We start from the raw sequence: 16846 nt of genomic DNA, 5'->3' as shown, positions 1-16846 counted from the left end.
TGGGCAGAAAACCCACAATTTATAGCTGAATCTATTATGGCTGTTGTGGATACTGGAGAAGAAGGACTCCATCGTAGGGAATACAACATTACCATAAGTGAAGGAAAAAAAGCAGCTGAAGAACTGGTGAGAGAAGTTGAAGCCAAACATGGCAAGGTTAAAGGGAAAATGGTAAAAAGGCTCGTAAGGGTACTTAGAAACGTTATGCCCGTTCGTGAGCATCCAAAATATCTTGCTATGGGTCTACTATATATATGTAAAAAGGCTATACTGGAGGAAGCCAATATATTAGTATCAAAAGGTCAACTAAATTACCAACAGGATGTATTTTATCTAAAGTTGTCTGAGATATATAATGCTGTAAAAAAAGATGAATGTCTAAAGGAAGTTGTAGCCAGTCGAAAAGAAGAATATAGCCATTTCCAAAAATTAAATCCTCCTAGACTGATGACTAGCAACGGTGAAGAAATAAAGGCATCTTATAAAAGAGAAGATCTGCCTGAAAAAGCATTAGCGGGAATGCCTGTATCTTCAGGGGTAGTAGAAGGGATTGCTAAAGTAATTCAAAACCCTACCAAGGCCTCAGTAAATAAAGGAGAGATTTTGGTTGCTCCCTTTACAGATCCAGGTTGGACACCTCTATTCATTAATGCTGCAGCCTTGGTAATGGAGGTGGGGGGCTTGTTGACCCATGGTACAGTGGTAGCTAGAGAATATGGCATACCTGCTGTTGTAGGAATTGTTGATGCTACTAAAAAAATTAAGACTGGTCAAAAAATTAGAGTGGATGGTAATGCAGGCTATGTGTTGGTGATAGAGGATCAATCTATAGAGTAGCAGGACTACAATATTAAGAATGAATGAGGTCCCGAACAATGTATAATATGGTTGAAAAAGTAATGGATGTAGCGAAAATAGTGCAAGATAATATTCTTTTGTTTCTTTTAATAACTATGATTGGGGGTTTATTAGCTGGTGGAGTAATTGATATTTTTGAAGAAACACTAGATGCTGTTGTAGTCTTAGCTATATTTATTCCTTACTTGCACAACAGTTTTTAGGGCATATGATTATATAAAAACATAATCTACACATGTACTACAGAACCAAGGGGTTTTTATAAATAAAATAGAGAAAGGTTTTTTGTTTGACCATAACTTTACTGGTAATATAAATTATTGGTGAAGTTATATTTTACACTTACAATTAAATTACGTAACAAATTTAAAATGTTGGTGAATATTATCTATCAGCTGCTGATATACATACTGGTTGTCAGCGCTGTTTGTGAATTAATAACTGGAGGTATCTATAAATTGAAATCATATATCATAAGAATCGAACTAGAAGAATCAAATCCGTTGATATGGAGAAGAGTTGTAATGCCGTCTGGAGCGACGTTCAAAAGGCTTCATGATATTATACAAAACGTAACCAACTTTCAAAGCGGCTACCCTAATGAGGGATACCACCTTTATGAGTTTGATTTAACTGAGGAGAATAAGGTTGTCACTGATGATCAAGAAGCTTACCTTGAGCACCAGCACTACAAGAAAAACAGAAAGATGTACGATGAACGGCTAAAAACGATGTCACCTGAAATGCTTGAGTTTGAAAAGCGTTACCAAGAAAGATTGAAAATTGAGGTTCGTAAACCAACGGGCATTAAGGTAGATGACTACCTTGAGAAGTATAAAGAAATCAGATATACCTATGACTTCGGAGATGGTTGGCATTTTAAGGTGAAACTGGAGAAGATTGTTAACGATTACTACTTCGGTTTTCCTTCACTTCTTGATGGAGCAGAAACAGCACCACCTGAAGATGTGGGCGGGATACATGGTTTTTATGAATTTATGGAAATATATCGTGATAAAAACCATCCAAAACATAAAGCTATGCAGGAATGGGCGGAATCGATATATTTCAAAGAGTATGATCCTGACTGGATAAATAAGAGACTAAAGGGGCTTAATTATAAGAAGACACAATGGGATAAAATTAACCACGAACGGTATCAGATTATAAAAGATAAGTACAGAAAGAATTAAAGATAGTGTTTTGGCAAATATGGTTAAGGAAAAATGTTTATAAAAAAAAGTTTTAACTAAAGGACAGATATTGTCTATGTCTATTCATTATAATAATTAATAAGTTAAACTAAATCAACAAACTAGTTCAAAGTTATGGCACATTAGAACTAAATACTGTATGATATGGTTATATTTACATATATTAGGAGGGTTCTACGAACTTAAAGTAAGCGCTTTTTTTTGAGCCAAAAAGACGCAGATTGTGACTGCAACACGCAAATAGTCACAGTTAGAGTGCAATTGCTTAAAATTTTGTTTGAGTATATTTAAGAAGAAAGGGATTTAAATGCTATATGAACTATTAATAACTTTTAAAAGCACCGATACAGTGATATTACTTTTAATCTTAGCCATTTTAGCCAACATATTACTAAAATTAGTAAAAGTTGATCTATTAATGAAAGACAAAGTATTGATAGCGTTATTAGTTGTTGGTTTATTTTGTTTACTAGCATCATTAGCTATAAATTTTGCTAATAAATCATATTTTCAATCAATTGTGTTTAATTTAGTGTTTTATATATTCTTAGTATTAGGTGCTACTACTATAATAATTTATATACATAAAGCATTAGGAGAAATAATATATTTAGCTACTTATGATCAATTAACAGGGATTTATAATAAAAATAACTTACATAAGATGCTTAAAAACAAGATTATGATTGCACAAAAAAGGAATAGACCTCTGTCTATATTATTTATTGACATAAATAATTTTAAAAGTATAAATGATGACTTAGGGCATGAAGCTGGCGATATCATTTTGTATAGTGTGGTACAAGAAATTAAAAAGCATATTAGAAAAACGGATATATTTATAAGATATGGTGGGGATGAGTTTATATTAATACTACCAGAAACTAATAAAGATGATGCTGAACAAATTGCATTACGAGTAGAAAAACAAATTATAAACTTAGAAATAGATTTAAATATTAGTATTAGCTATGGCATAGCAAACTTTCCTGAAGATGCTAAACATACCAATGAGTTAATAGAAATAGCTGATAGCAGAATGTATCAACACAAGAATTATATTAAAGCACAACCAAATGAACATAGTAAGGTAAACCTCAGACAATAATTTATAAGTAAATTTATTTTCTTACTTTCTAAAACTAGATAGCTGCGATTTTAAAAGTAAGTGTTAATAGCCATGAAAGAGTAAAAGCTCTGAAGCCTTGTTAAGCATAAAGTCCTATATTTTAAAAAATAAAAAACAGGACTATAGTTATGGTGCTTTTATAGCAAACAATGTAGTATATTAGTATCATGTCCAATATTTAACAAGGAGGTGTACAAAATTGCAAATAAAGACACTAAATTTGAAAAAATTATAGGATGCTTCTGGAATGAAGGAGAGATGTGGGAAGGTGTAGTATTAGATAAGTTAGAGGAAGTAAATGAAACAGAAATAACTATAATAAAAACAAAAAACGTTGTTATTCTTCTTGAGAAGAACGAGATTCTCGAAACTGACGAACTTTCCAAATAAAGAAGTCACGTACTTCCTTAATTATTTCATCTTTTTTCTCACTTTCAATAGGAGAAGTTGTAAGTAAATCATTTATTTCTTGTAATATATTCAAATATTGTTCGGATTTTTTTATAACGGCTAAGTCATTTCTTAATAAGTAATCAATACTAACATCGAAAAATTCAGCTATTTTTATTAAGGTATCATAATCCGGATGACGCGCGTCATTTTCATAACTAGATATAGTGGATCTAGAAACAGATAAAGCCTTAGCCAATTCAGCTTGACTAAGGTAGTGTGCTTCTCTTAATATTTTTAGACGTTTGCCAAAATTATTATTATTTAAATTACTCATAAGCTAATTATAAGCTTCCTTTTTGTTTATTACAATATTTTAGATATGGTAATGGTGTGCTGTGAGAATGAACACCTTGTTAAAAAATGCAATAGCATTTAATATGCTTTTTTAAGTTTACCAGCATTTCAGTTCCGGTAAAGATTCCAGAGTAAGAGGACATTTTGCTTAATTGTCTCGTCTCGTGCTAATAGGCATTTCATGGGTGTTTTACCACCTTACTTTTCACTAGAAACGAGCAAACTGAAAAGCGTTTCCCTCCTGGCTAAAAGCACGTCGACCTATTAAACTATTATATACTTTCCTTAATTGTTTTTGTTAAAGATAATCTATGATATAGTTATGATATTAATCTGGGAGGATAAATAAGCATGTACAACAGTATAATTGATACTATTGGTCATACACCACTTGTCAGAGTAAATAAGTTAAATCCTAAGCCAAATATCCCACTGTACGCAAAGCTGGAAGGCTTTAATCCAACAGGAAGCATCAAAGATCGTATTGCAATAAATATGATTGAGCAGGCTGAGGAAAATGGCACACTAACGAAGGGTAAAATAATAATCGAACCTACCTCTGGTAATACAGGAATTGGACTGGCGATGATAGGTTCCGTAAAAGGATATGCAGTTGAAATAGTCATGAGTGAAGCAGTTTCCTTCGAGCGCCGCAAGATGATTGAGGCTTTTGGAGCAAGGATAGTGCTGACGGAAGCTTCCTTAGGCACAGACGGAGCTATTAGGAAAGCCCACGAACTGTGCCGCATGTATCCTGAAAAGTATTTTATGCCCAACCAATTTTCTAACGAATATAACAAGTTAACACATTATTTAACCACGGCCAATGAGATTTGGGAGAAAACTGATGGGAAGATTACCCATTTTGTTTCTGCTCTTGGAACCTCAGGAACCATTATGGGAGTTGGTATGGGATTAAAAAATAAAAATTCTGATATTCAAATAGTTGAGGCACATCCCGTTTCAGGTCATTACATTCAAGGGCTAAAAAACATGCAAGAGGCTATAGTGCCGGAAATCTATGACCCTACAAAGATTGATAGGACGGTAATGATTGAAACTGATGCTGCTTTCGCGATGGCCCGAACTATTGTGTCGCAGGAAGGTATCTTCGTGGGTATGAGTAGTGGAGCGGCTATGCTTGCAGCTCTGGAATGTATCAAAGACATAGAGGATGGCTTTGTTGTTGTGGTGTTCCCCGACCGAGGGGAAAAATATTTGAGCACAAATCTATTTAATACTACTACCTGATGGGCAGTAACTAAATACTACTTATATCTATCTATACAAAAAACTAAACACTTTATTAAGATTATAAAGAAATAACCCTAATTATTAAAGGTTATTTCTTTGGTGTTTTAGATGACTAGGGGAAAGCTTATGCTTTTAGCTAAAGCGTTGTTGACGCTTAAAGCAAAAAACATTAAAATATTAAATAAGCACCTACCTTCCAGTAGGTTTGCTAGTTTTTAGGTTTTATAGATTGGGGTGTAATTATGGCGCTTGTTGAATGGCATTTAGATAATACAGATCAAGCAGGAGTAGATATAAATGAAAATGCACCTGAAAACATAGGGATAGAATTACAAAGTGTTCGTTTATATAGATTAGAACAGGTTAGAAAAGAAATGGCAAATCGAGATATTTCAGCTCTTATTCTTTCTGATCCAGTAAATATTCGTTATACGACTGGAGCTAGAAATATGCAGGTTTTTTCAGCTCGAAATACTCCATCTCGCTATCTTATAGTAACAGCTGATAAAACAATACTTTATGAATTCACTGGATGCCTGCATTTAGCTAATGGTTTAGAAACAATTGATGAAGTACGACCAGCTAAAACAGCTAGTTTTGTAGCGGCTGGTCCCCATATTGTTGAACAAGAAAAAGTATGGGCACGAGAAACATTATCTATGATTACTCAACTTGTTGGTGAAAGCAAATTAAAAATTGGTTTGGAGCGGATGAATGCAGGAGTAGCAATTGAATTGGCAGCTCTAGGTGTTAAAGTTGTTGACGCACAAGAACCAGTTGAGATGGCTAGAAGTATTAAATCAAATGAAGAGCTAAAATGTGTTATAGCTTCACTTCAGGCAACTGAAAGAGCTGTTGGTATATTGCGAGAAAATATTAGACCAGGAATTACTGAAAATGAGCTATGGTCTATTTTTCACCAACAGATTATTGCACAAAATGGTGATTATATTGAAACTAGGCTTATGAATTCAGGGGAAAGAACAAATCCGTGGTTTCAGGAATCATCACATAAGATAATAGGTGAAAATGAATTGATTGGACTTGATACAGATGTTGTGGGTTGTCATGGTTACTATTCGGATTTTTCAAGAACTTTTCATTCTGGACCAGATAAACCTTCTCAAGAACAAAAAACACTCTATAAAACTGCTTATGAACAGATACAGCACAATATTAATATTTTAAAACCGGGTATGAGCTTTCGTGAATATGCTGAAAAGGCATGGAATATACCCGATGAATACCATGCTAATCGGTACTATTTATCTGCTCATGGATGTGGTATGACAGGTGAATACCCCTATCTTTATCACCATGCCGATTTTCCTGATGCAGGATATGACGGAATAATATTACCAAACATGGTTGTTTGTGTGGAATCATACATAGGTAAAAAAGGTGGCCGTGAAGGTGTAAAGTTAGAAGAGCAATTACTAATTACTGAGCAGGGTACAGAACTATTGTCTAATTATCCATTTGAAGAAGACCTACTTTGATAAAAACCATAGGAGAAATATTAACATGCAACAGGATATTTATATGAATATACAGGAGCTAACTTGTTCACGAAACGGGATTCGCATTACTTTAAATAAACAAGGTGAAAATATATATGTAAAGAGTCGTCATCCAATAAAGTATGGATGTTACTCAGAAATTGAAACTGATGAAGCGGTGTTTCAATTTAATATGAATAATGAAATTATTGGTATGCAAGGCCAAAAAGACAATTGGCCAAGTTCACAAGAATGGCTTAAAAGAACTGCTGGCAATGATTGGGTATATTATTCAACTGGTGGTTATAGTGGAACTTATGAAAGTTTTGGCAATGGTTTTCTTGCTGAGCCGATTCATTTTAGAATACCTAGTCCTTATAATGAGATATATAAAGCCACAGGAGAATATTACATTCCAAACTTCTCTTATAATTCAAACTCAATTTTGGGATTTGATCCGTTTAAGGAAACATCTGTACAAAATTTAGTTAACTCTTGGTACGATATTTTAAAATCACATCTTAATTCTTTTGATTTCAAAGAGTCCTTTGCTAGTTTTATTGATGATGTACTAAAAACAACACCGGAAATTCTGGAAGATAGAGCTGAAGTGTTATTTAATATTATTGGTTCAAGACCTTCGGTTTTACCACCAGATACTCGACATGTTGATTATAATGTGATACCTCTTTCTCTTTCCGAGGGATGTCTTCATAAGTGTGCATTTTGTAAAATAAAAAATAAACGTCCGTTTTCAACTAGGACTACGGAGGACGTCGATAAACAAATAAAAGATCTAAAGCAATTTTATGGTCGTAATCTTATTAACTATAATGCTATTTTTTTAGGTGATCATGACACACTTAACTCAGAAGAAGACTTTATCATTGAGAATGCAAAAAAAGCTATTAAGCAGTTTGGGTTTGATAACTCCTATATGCAAGGCTCTAGCATTTATCTTTTTGGAAGTGTAAATTCATTTTTAAATAAGAATGATTTCTTTTTTAAAAAACTTGAACAAATGGAATGTCGTACTTTTATAAACTTAGGATTAGAATCTGCAGATCAGACAACACTTGATTATCTTGGTAAACCCATATCAGCTAAAAAGGTTAAGGAAAGTTTTAAAAGAATGGTAGCTATAAATCAAGAATTTAATAATATAGAGATAACAGCTAATTTTATCATAGGAGATGAATTATCACCTGAACATTACAATGCTTTTCTTAAGCTAACTCGTGATGAACTTAATGTTCCACAAAATAAAGGTGCGGTTTATTTATCCCCACTGTTTTCAAAAATACCTTCCCGGAGTATGCTTTTTCATTTTAATCAATTAAAACGATTAAGCCGAATTCCAACATATCTATATACCATACAACGTTTATAATATAGTAATCTACAAAAAAACGGAGAACTGTGATATTTCAAAATTCTCCGTTTAATTTTATTTTAGTGGAAACTATGTTTTCTTAATCCCATTCCAGTAGTTATCCCAGACCTGCTTCATTTTATCTTTAGTAAATCCGATGTCTAAGATGAGAAAAAGCAGTACACCTTCTCGGAAGCACCGGTATGATATAGCCATTTCAAAGGCATTACCTTGGCGAATAATGCCCTGAGTCATCCCTTCTTCAAAAAGCTGCTCTAGGTTTCCTTGGTATTGTTGTTGGTAGTTGTGTATGTGAGATTCAATCTTATCGTATAAATTAGTTGGTTTAAAGTACAATACCTGATAGAAAAAATCTACGCGTTTCCTGTCTTCTAAAAAGTATTCGATATATTTTTCATAACCAATATAAAGCTTTTGTTCAAAGGACAAATCTTTGATTTCTTCTGCAGTTTGCTCCATTCTAGCATCAAACTCAGCTACAAGCTCTTGGTAGATAGTTAAAAAAAGGTCGTCTTTGCTCTTGAAATGTGCATAAAGAGAAGCTTTTTTAATTCCTACTAATTCAGCTATTTCATTCATTGTTGTATTACTGTAACCGTATTGAGCAAACAAACCAAAGGCTACATTCTTTATTTTTTCTTTTGTCTGACTCAAGACATATCCTCCTTAGAATATTAGTTGATCCACTGGCTTATTAAATCTTGATTATCTTGAATCCACATGTTAGCACCTTCTACTGGATCTCCGACTTCTTCAATAATTCCCATAAGTTCACCTAAGCTGTCGTCATCCATAAACCAAGTGTTCATCCAACTTAGTACTTCGGGATGATCATCTTCAAAACCTTCCCGAGTAATGAAAACTATATCGTCTGATTCACCATAAATACCAGCAGGATCGTCAAGATATTTAAGATCATAATATGCAAAAGCATAGTGAGGACTCCATAAAGTAACAACGGTTGGTTCATCATTTCCATAGGCTCGTTCTAGATCAGCCATCATGGCTGAATCAGAGCTTTCAATAAGTTCGTAATTTAAATCATAATGTTCGATGGCTTCTTCAGTTAGTTGCATTAAACTAGAGCCAGGATCAATGCCAACAATTCTGCCACCGTATTCATCAGCATAATCGTTAAGTTCGGTAATACAATTAACCTCCATGTAAGAAGGCACCACTAAACCCAGACTAGTGTTTTCGTACCACATATCCTGAACAGTAAAGCCATGTCCATATTCTTCAACATAACGCGCGTCAGTAATTGGTAGCCATACTTCCATACCAATGTCTAGTTCTCCTTCAGACACACCTAAATACACAACAGATTTATCAGCACTTACTAATTCTACTTCGTAGCCTTTTTCCTCTAATAATATTTTCCACATATTTGAGACAGCTATATTTTCGGCCCAGTTGTTTTTACCTATTTTGATCGTACCCTTACTTTCTACTTGTTCCGCAGGCTCATCAACTTGTCCACAGCCAGCAATCACAAGCATGCCAAAAAGAAACACAAGAAACAAACTCAATTTTTTGTTCTTCATTTTCTTCTCCCCTTTAATAATTTTTATAATACCATAACCTGTTAGACTTATAAATCTCCCTAAACTTAAGTGTTAACTCCAAAGACGACCTTCCGGAAGGTTTGGTATAAATATATGGTACAGTTAATTATTTAAGAAGTCAATAGGACAGGGCAGAGGACAAGGGGGCGTTTTCTCCTGTCCTTATAATAGGTTTCAAAACCATTGTTAGCAACGATAGCTCCTTTGGGAATTTGCACCATAATTAGAACAGGATTTAAAAAATCAAGTGGATTAAAGTAACTTATAATTGTTTTTATTTGGAAACCCTATACAATCTAGTATTATTGTTAGTAACACAAACTAGAAAAGGTTGTGAAAAAAAATGATACAAATTGAGCAATTTAGTCTAAATAAACATGATAGAAGCAGTATAGCTAAACTTATATTTGATTCTGATATAGAGATGAATTCCTTAGTTTATGGAAAAAAAGAAGAAGGGATAAGAATTATTACAGAGCTTTTAGCTATGGAAAACAATTATTATAATCCTCAATATGTTAAATTAGCAATTATTGAAGATGAAGTAATTGGAGTTATTGTTGGTTATCCCCTTGAACAAAAACAGGACTTAGACAAAGGTACGGGACTTTCATATTCAAAGGTAATGGGAACCTGGGCATTTTTAAAAAAAATACCCCTTTATAATAAGATGGGAAGAATTACTGGAGGAGAAATGGATCAAAAAGGATATTACATTGTTGCTGTATGTGTAGACTCTAATTATCAAGGAACAGGAATTGGTAGAAAACTAATTGAGGCATTACATGAAAATATAATATATCTTCATATAAATATAAATAATCAAAAAGCCTATGATTTTTATAAGAGGTTAGGGTTTAACTCGAAAAACAAACAATTTATAACACATAAAGGTAAAAAATATGGCACTTTTTTAATGGAAAGAAAGTAGAGAGCAAGGTAGATTTATAAAGTGCCCATTAAATGAAAAAACAGTATCCTATTATTCTAAAAATTATAACTTAGCCCAATGCCTTAATAATATTTAAAATAGCTGGACCTAAAATAATAATAAACATACAAGGGAAAATCATAAAAACTAATGGGAAAAGCATTTTAATAGGTATACGCATAGCTTCTGCTTCAATCCTTTGTTGACGCTTTTCACGAATTAAATCTGACTGAATTCTAAGTAATTTACCTATTCCTACCCCTAAATTATCAGATTGTACTAATGCATTTACAAGTAATTCAAGATCCTCAAGCCCTACTCGCTCTGCCATATCACTTAACGCATCTTTACGAGTTTTTCCTAAGCTCATGTCTCTTAAAACCTGTTGCAATTCCTTGCCTAGTGCTCCTGGATATTTTTCAACTACTTTTGCAAGAGCTTGATCAAAACCAAGTCCGGATTCAATACTTATCACCAAAAGGTCTACTACATCAGGCAATTGTTGTTGAATTTCTTGCTGTCTTTTAGTTACTAAAATACTTAAAATAAACCAAGGTATATAAAATGCTAAAATAACCATTATTAGTATTAGCAAAATAGATTGAATACCTACTAAGCTCCATGTAATTATGAATGTTGTGAAACCTGAAATAATTTGTAATCCTAAAAAGTCGCTAGCTTTCATATTTTGTGGATTACCAGCTTTTTCTAGTTTTTCACTTATTTCTTCTTTTAATTGATAAGGAGCTATATTATTTATTTTGTTAATAAACTTATTGGCTAACACACCTATTGTTCTGTCTTTTAAAGACATAGACATAAGTTCACTTTCATCAGAAATATGATTATTATCTGAGTAGCCTAAGTTCTTTAAACGAGATAATGCTAAATTACGTTTAAAATTCAAGGCATTAGAGATAGTTATAAATAACAGTATCATTAGAATAAAGACAAAAAATGTAATAATATATGGCAAAGTATTTAAATCAAACATCAATATTCACAATCCTTCTTATGAGTAATATACCTAAAACAAGCATGACAAAACCTATTGTTAGCATAGTAATACCTAATGGCTCAGTAAGCATTATCATACCAAAATCAGGACGGGTTCCAAAAATGAATAGGGCTAGGGCAAATGGTAAAATAGATACTACCCAAGCCGACATCCTGCCTTGAGCAGTAAGAGCCATAATTTTAGCACGCATTTTAATCCTTTTATCAATAGTTTCGGCTATAGTATCTAAAATTTCGGCCAAATTTCCCCCTACTTCACGTTGAACTAAAATCCCAGTAACCAAAAGTTCTATTTCATTACTCTCAATACGCTTTTGCAGATTGAGTAGTGCATCTTCGGGTCTAACTCCTACCTGCATTTCTTTAACAACTTTGCTTAGCTCATGACCTAAAGGCTTTGGAGTTTCCTTACTTACTATATCAATAGCCTGTAATAAGCTATAGCCGGCTCTAAGGGAATTAGCTAAAATAATTACAGCATTTAAAAGCTGTGCTTCAATAGCTGCGATTCTTTTCCTTTTTAAATAGACAATCAATAGCTCAGGTAATAGCCAGCCTAATATTCCTGTGATTATAAAGAAAATAAATTGATTAAAGATTAAAAGACCAAAAAATCCTACAACTACTGCAGATAACAGTTTGAAAAATAATAACTCTTCAACTTTTAATAAAAGCCCGGCTTTTTCTAAGTTTTGCTTTTTATTCTCAAGATAATTACTATTAATAATTAATGTTGTAAAAGATACGAGTTTAGAATGTAATTTTTCCCTTGTGGGAACTGAGCTAGTTTTTTTAGTTGATTCAACTTCCTGTGTGCCTATAGTTAAAAGTAATCGCTTTTTAATGCGATTTTCTTTCCGTGTAAGCAAGCTTTTTAATTGGTAAGCTATGACTATAACCAATAAAAAACTGCTAATACTTATAGCTATCAACAACATTAATTGTTTCTCCCCTCTCTATTAAAAATACTAAGAGGGATATGAACTCCCCTAGCTTCAAGCTTAGAAAGAAATTTAGGGATAACTCCCGTGGTCCTAAAACTCCCAATTATTTTCCCCTTTTCATTTATTCCACTAGGTTCATATAAAAATATATCCTGTAGGGTAATTACATCTCCTTCCATTCCTACAACTTCTGTAATACTAGTAATTTTGCGTGAACCATCCTTTAGTCTTGATTGAAATACTATTAAATCTAAGGCAGACATTATTTGTTCTCGAATAGCCTTAATAGGTAATTCAACTCCTGCCATTAACACCATAGTTTCAAGCCTTGATAATACATCCCGAGCTGAATTGGCATGGGCAGTAGTTAAACACCCATCATGCCCCGTGTTCATAGCCTGAAGCATATCTAAAGCTTCACTACCTCGAACTTCTCCTACCACTAAACGATCAGGTCGCATACGCAATGAATTTATTACTAAATCTCTTATGGTAACCGTGCCTTTACCTTCTATATTAGCTGTTCTAGATTCTAACCGTATTAAGTGCTTTTGTTGCAACTGTAATTCAGCTGCATCCTCGATAGTAATAATTCTTTCAGAACTAGGAATTAAAGAGGATAGCACATTTAAAGTTGTTGTTTTACCACTTGCTGTTCCACCAGCAACTATGGTGTTAAGTTCTCCTTCCATACATGCTTTTAAAAAGAAACCCATATCTTGTGAAAGAGTACTATGATTAATTAAATCTGCTATCATAAACGGACGATTAGAAAATTTCCTTATAGTTAGTACAGGTCCATTAAGAGCAAGTGGGGGTATAATTGCATTTATCCTTGATCCATCAGGTAATCTAGCATCTACCATTGGTGAACTTTCATCAATTCGCCTACCTAAAGGAGAGACAATACGTTCAATTATATGCATTATATGCTGGTTGTCCTTAAACTTAATATCTGTTAATTCAACCTTACCAGAACGTTCTACATAGACATCCATAGCTCCGTTAACCATGATTTCATTTACACTATTATCCCCTAGAAGTGGAGTTATAGGGCCAAAACCAATGATGTCACTTACTACTTCAGTAATCAATCGTTGGTTTTCTGAAGGGTTTAAAGTATAATTCATTTCCTTTAATATATCTTGAGCAAGTTTTCTTACTTGTTGAGAAATATATTTTTCCTTTTCTTGATCATCGTTTTCTTCCCAAAATTCATCCATTACACTATCAGCAAGTTTACCTATTATTTTCTCCTTAGCCAAAGTCCAGTTTTCACGCTTAACAGAAACCAGGGGTCCTAGCTCATTTACTTGATTGTCATCCTGTAAATTAGATCGTTGTTGATTTAAACGCTTTTGTAATAATGACATTTAGACTCACCTACCTTCTAAGCTCTACAAAAGATTTAGATTTATTATCACCTACGAGCTTTGCAGCGAATTCGCGTATTTTTTGTGATGCAGGTATTTTCTTATACTCTAGTATCAAGGGTACTCCTAAATTAACAGCATTAAGGGCCTCCTTTTCACAATTAGGAATGTTACATTGAACATCGACACCTAATTGTTTTTCTAAATCCTTAACATCTAAATAACCATTATTACCAACCTTATTGAATACTACTTTAACTTTAGATTGCATAGATAAACTATTTAAAAGGTCTAGACATTGTTTTAGATTTTGTATAGATGCTAAATCGGGATTTGCCACAATTATAATTTCCTGGGCAAATTCAAGAGCTGGAATAACTGTATCTGAAAAATGGGTTGGGGCATCTATAACAACATAGTTGAAAACCTGTGATACTAGATTTAAAATCTTTTCAATGTGCTCAGCTTCAATAAAGCTAGCATACTCAGGATGGGCTGGAGCAGTTAAAATTTTTATTCCAGAATAATGGTTAATACAAAATTCATCCAAAAATTCTTTATCTAAGTTATTTAATTCATCTATCATATCTTTTATAGTTCGCCTTGCATCCACTCCCGCCATTAATGATAAGTTTCCGGAAAAAAGGTCTAAATCAGCTAAAAGCACCCTATCTTTAGTTAATTGTTGGATAGCAATAGCTAGATTAAGTGAGACCGTACTTTTACCTACACCCCCTTTAGTATTAAAGACTGTAATTACTTTAAATTGGGGTTGAACTTTCTTTTTTATAGAAAACAATTCTCTACGCTTTAAGTCATACTTAGCTACTTGTTGTATAATCTTTAATATTTTTTTGTTTTCAATAGGTAGAGTAATTACATCCTTAGCACCTACTTTAAGTGCATGACGCAGAATTTTTTTATTATCTAAACTGCTCATTAAAATTAAGCTAGAAGAAGTAAACTCTAAAGCAAAGGCTTCTGCAATATCTAATCCTACTTCATCAACAGTTAAGTCTAGGTTAAGAATAATTATTGTAGGTTCATATCGTTCTGCCATAGTAAAAGCAATATCCACATTATCTGTAATACCGACCACAGAAATACCAGTTTGTTGATCTAAATAATCCTTTAAATCGTTTTTTACCATAAAATCTATAAGTAAAATTGTAGCTTTTTCCATTATTTAACCCCCTTCCTTACTGATAGTTGTTAAGTATTCTTCTTACATCACTAAATGTAGTTGGCTTTTGAGTATTATCTTCAATAGGTCTTAAACTAAGCTTTAAATTTCCAGTATTTTCGGCTAAAGTAATAAGTTGAGCATCATCTGGCTTAACAGCAAGAGTAACATTACTAGAGGACATATTATCCTCAACTTTAGTAATCTCTTCACCTACAGCTAAAACCAATATTTCATCTAATAAAGTCACTGTTCTGGTTTCATCATTTTCCGTTCTAACGGTATAAATTATATCTACCTTATATCCAGGCTTTATAAAACCAGCTACTCCACTGGTAGTATTAATATCAATCGTAATTGCTCTCATATCTTCTGGTATTCTAAAAGGCATTTCCCGACTATCATGACTTACTAGCTGTCTACCTAAAATAGCTTGCTCAGGATAAAGATTTACTGCTGCATATTTGTTTACAACATCACTTGTATTAGTTAAAGCTTCAGGGTGGGCATATTGGACTGGTACTGTTACAGTCTCTAACATATCGCTATTAATTCTAGTACCTTCTTCTAATATACGACTAGCTACTACTACTTCAGCTTTCTCCACTGCCTCTGCCGCTTGCAGTGATTCTAAATAGGTATATATTAGTAGACTAGTTATTAACGCTATAACTACAGTAATAATTACCCACACTCTTGGCTTAATATTTTCCATTTTTACCCTCCCTTTCTTATTGAACTAGTCTTACTGATTGGACCATGTATTGAGGAGCGTCAAATAGACTAGGAGAATGAGTAACATCCTCAATGAATACACCAGTTAAAATTTTATCTTTTTTGTCATAGTCAATGATATAAAACTGAGCAAAACCAACAATTTCAATCCAAGTTTTACCATTGTTATCCTCGAAGAAATCACTGACAATGGGTACAATTACAACTCTAGAACAATCTGGGTCGAAATTTTCTTCTTCGTCACAATTACCGCAACAATTAGAGATTCTATCCTCTATACCCCTATCAATAAGACCTGCACTAACACCAGGGTAGGTTTGCACTTCATCACCTACACTTAATGTGCCAGGATAACCATCAGCTAAGTATTCATAAAATTTATTAGGGTTTTCATCTATATCTAAAAACCCGTAGTTGCCGCTTTCACCGTCCCCTGATGTCAAGCTTAACTCATATTCTATACCAGTTTTATATTCTTCTTCTCCTTCTTCTTTTCCCCAAAAGAATGATAAAGGAACCAAACCTCCTGTGTATTGACTTGCACCACCTGAGCTAGCTATAGCCGAAGCTGCAACCTCACTAGAACTTGAACCAAAAATCCTTGCGAAATAAAGTGTAGTATCTATATTAAGGTCTACTTTGACTTCTTTTGTACCATCAGGAAAGGATACTAGTACTTCACCTGTTTCATTGTCATTTAACTTAATCATTGCAGTATAGTTATGTTTATTACGGCTTATAACCGTTATTCCATTATGCTCCATATAATCTATTGCTTTATCAAATGCGTCTTCCTTTTTCTTATTATCATTACCTTGAGATTTTATTAACTCTTTACAACCTGCTAAAGCACTAGCATCTGATATATCTTGCAAATTCATGTGTCTAAAATATAAATTACCTCCATCTATAGCAAGGGCAGAAAAACCAATAAGTACTACCATGGCTAAAGCAGTTAAAATAGTCACTGAACCCTTTTCTTTCTTAATCAATTTTTTCATTTC

17 protein-coding genes are annotated in these 16846 nt (G+C 33.3%); 8 read left to right on the top strand and 9 right to left on the bottom strand.

Going from position 1 to position 16846, the window contains the following annotated elements:
* The first annotated feature begins 36 nt into the window (after positions 1-36).
* The 4 genes from SYNTR_RS11635 (at position 37) to SYNTR_RS08460 (ending at position 3180) form a co-directional block, all read left to right on the top strand.
* Positions 37-837: a PEP-utilizing enzyme gene (locus SYNTR_RS11635; RefSeq protein WP_243140169.1), complete on the top strand. Its 801-nt coding sequence runs from the start codon at positions 37-39 to the stop codon at positions 835-837.
* Between the two features lie 38 nt (positions 838-875).
* Positions 876-1061, top strand: coding sequence for a hypothetical protein (locus tag SYNTR_RS08470; RefSeq protein ID WP_156204108.1), 186 nt, complete (start codon positions 876-878; stop codon positions 1059-1061).
* A gap of 255 nt (positions 1062-1316) precedes the next feature.
* A complete protein-coding gene (locus tag SYNTR_RS08465; RefSeq protein WP_243140168.1) occupies positions 1317-2051 on the top strand; it encodes a plasmid pRiA4b ORF-3 family protein in 735 nt (244 codons plus the stop codon).
* Positions 2052-2379: 328 nt separating this feature from the next.
* Positions 2380-3180 (top strand): GGDEF domain-containing protein, encoded by an 801-nt coding sequence (locus SYNTR_RS08460; RefSeq protein WP_156204106.1) that lies wholly within the window; start codon positions 2380-2382, stop codon positions 3178-3180.
* A gap of 358 nt (positions 3181-3538) precedes the next feature.
* Here SYNTR_RS08460 and SYNTR_RS08455 read toward each other — a convergent pair whose 3' ends face one another.
* Positions 3539-3928: a helix-turn-helix domain-containing protein gene (locus tag SYNTR_RS08455; RefSeq protein ID WP_156204105.1), complete on the bottom strand. Its 390-nt coding sequence runs from the start codon at positions 3926-3928 to the stop codon at positions 3539-3541.
* Positions 3929-4299: 371 nt separating this feature from the next.
* Between SYNTR_RS08455 and SYNTR_RS08450 the strand changes: the two genes are divergently transcribed.
* The 3 genes from SYNTR_RS08450 (at position 4300) to SYNTR_RS08440 (ending at position 8091) form a co-directional block, all read left to right on the top strand.
* Positions 4300-5199: a PLP-dependent cysteine synthase family protein gene (locus SYNTR_RS08450; RefSeq protein WP_156204104.1), complete on the top strand. Its 900-nt coding sequence runs from the start codon at positions 4300-4302 to the stop codon at positions 5197-5199.
* 245 nt (positions 5200-5444) lie between these two features.
* On the top strand, positions 5445-6701 hold the full coding sequence (locus tag SYNTR_RS08445) for a M24 family metallopeptidase (protein ID WP_156204103.1): 1257 nt from the start codon (positions 5445-5447) through the stop codon (positions 6699-6701).
* A 25-nt stretch (positions 6702-6726) separates the two neighbouring features.
* Positions 6727-8091 carry a radical SAM protein gene (locus SYNTR_RS08440; protein ID WP_156204102.1) on the top strand — a complete coding sequence of 455 codons (1365 nt, stop codon included), beginning with the start codon at positions 6727-6729 and terminating at the stop codon, positions 8089-8091.
* Between the two features lie 72 nt (positions 8092-8163).
* On the opposite strand, the gene SYNTR_RS08435 is transcribed toward SYNTR_RS08440, so the two are convergent.
* Entirely contained in the window at positions 8164-8748 is a 585-nt protein-coding gene (locus tag SYNTR_RS08435; protein ID WP_156204101.1) for a TetR/AcrR family transcriptional regulator, read from the bottom strand.
* A 20-nt stretch (positions 8749-8768) separates the two neighbouring features.
* Positions 8769-9638, bottom strand: coding sequence for a glycine betaine ABC transporter substrate-binding protein (locus SYNTR_RS08430; RefSeq protein WP_156204100.1), 870 nt, complete (start codon positions 9636-9638; stop codon positions 8769-8771).
* Between the two features lie 364 nt (positions 9639-10002).
* Between SYNTR_RS08430 and SYNTR_RS08425 the strand changes: the two genes are divergently transcribed.
* Positions 10003-10590: a GNAT family N-acetyltransferase gene (locus SYNTR_RS08425; RefSeq protein WP_156204099.1), complete on the top strand. Its 588-nt coding sequence runs from the start codon at positions 10003-10005 to the stop codon at positions 10588-10590.
* 70 nt (positions 10591-10660) lie between these two features.
* Here the strand turns inward: SYNTR_RS08425 and SYNTR_RS08420 are convergent, their stop codons facing one another.
* The 6 genes from SYNTR_RS08420 to SYNTR_RS08395 all read right to left on the bottom strand — a co-directional run bounded on the left by SYNTR_RS08420 (position 10661) and on the right by SYNTR_RS08395 (position 16843).
* Positions 10661-11497, bottom strand: a complete 837-nt coding sequence (locus SYNTR_RS08420) for a type II secretion system F family protein (RefSeq protein ID WP_197079074.1) — start codon at positions 11495-11497, stop codon at positions 10661-10663.
* A gap of 79 nt (positions 11498-11576) precedes the next feature.
* Positions 11577-12545 (bottom strand): type II secretion system F family protein, encoded by a 969-nt coding sequence (locus SYNTR_RS08415; RefSeq protein ID WP_156204097.1) that lies wholly within the window; start codon positions 12543-12545, stop codon positions 11577-11579.
* Positions 12545-13924: a TadA family conjugal transfer-associated ATPase gene (locus SYNTR_RS08410; protein WP_156204096.1), complete on the bottom strand. Its 1380-nt coding sequence runs from the start codon at positions 13922-13924 to the stop codon at positions 12545-12547. The genes SYNTR_RS08415 and SYNTR_RS08410 overlap by 1 nt, the downstream gene beginning before the upstream one ends.
* A gap of 10 nt (positions 13925-13934) precedes the next feature.
* A complete protein-coding gene (locus tag SYNTR_RS08405) occupies positions 13935-15107 on the bottom strand; it encodes a CpaE/TadZ family protein (protein WP_156204095.1) in 1173 nt (390 codons plus the stop codon).
* Between the two features lie 16 nt (positions 15108-15123).
* Positions 15124-15822: a Flp pilus assembly protein CpaB gene (gene cpaB, locus SYNTR_RS08400; protein ID WP_156204094.1), complete on the bottom strand. Its 699-nt coding sequence runs from the start codon at positions 15820-15822 to the stop codon at positions 15124-15126.
* A 16-nt stretch (positions 15823-15838) separates the two neighbouring features.
* The gene (locus SYNTR_RS08395; protein ID WP_156204093.1) at positions 15839-16843 is read right to left on the bottom strand and encodes a pilus assembly protein TadG-related protein; all 1005 of its coding nucleotides are present in this window, start codon (positions 16841-16843) and stop codon (positions 15839-15841) included.
* Positions 16844-16846: the final 3 nt, after the last annotated feature.

Source organism: Candidatus Syntrophocurvum alkaliphilum (genome assembly GCF_009734445.1).
GTDB classification, from domain to species: Bacteria; Bacillota; Syntrophomonadia; order Syntrophomonadales; family Syntrophomonadaceae; genus Syntrophocurvum; species Syntrophocurvum alkaliphilum.
This window is presented reverse-complemented; position numbering and strand designations above follow the sequence as displayed.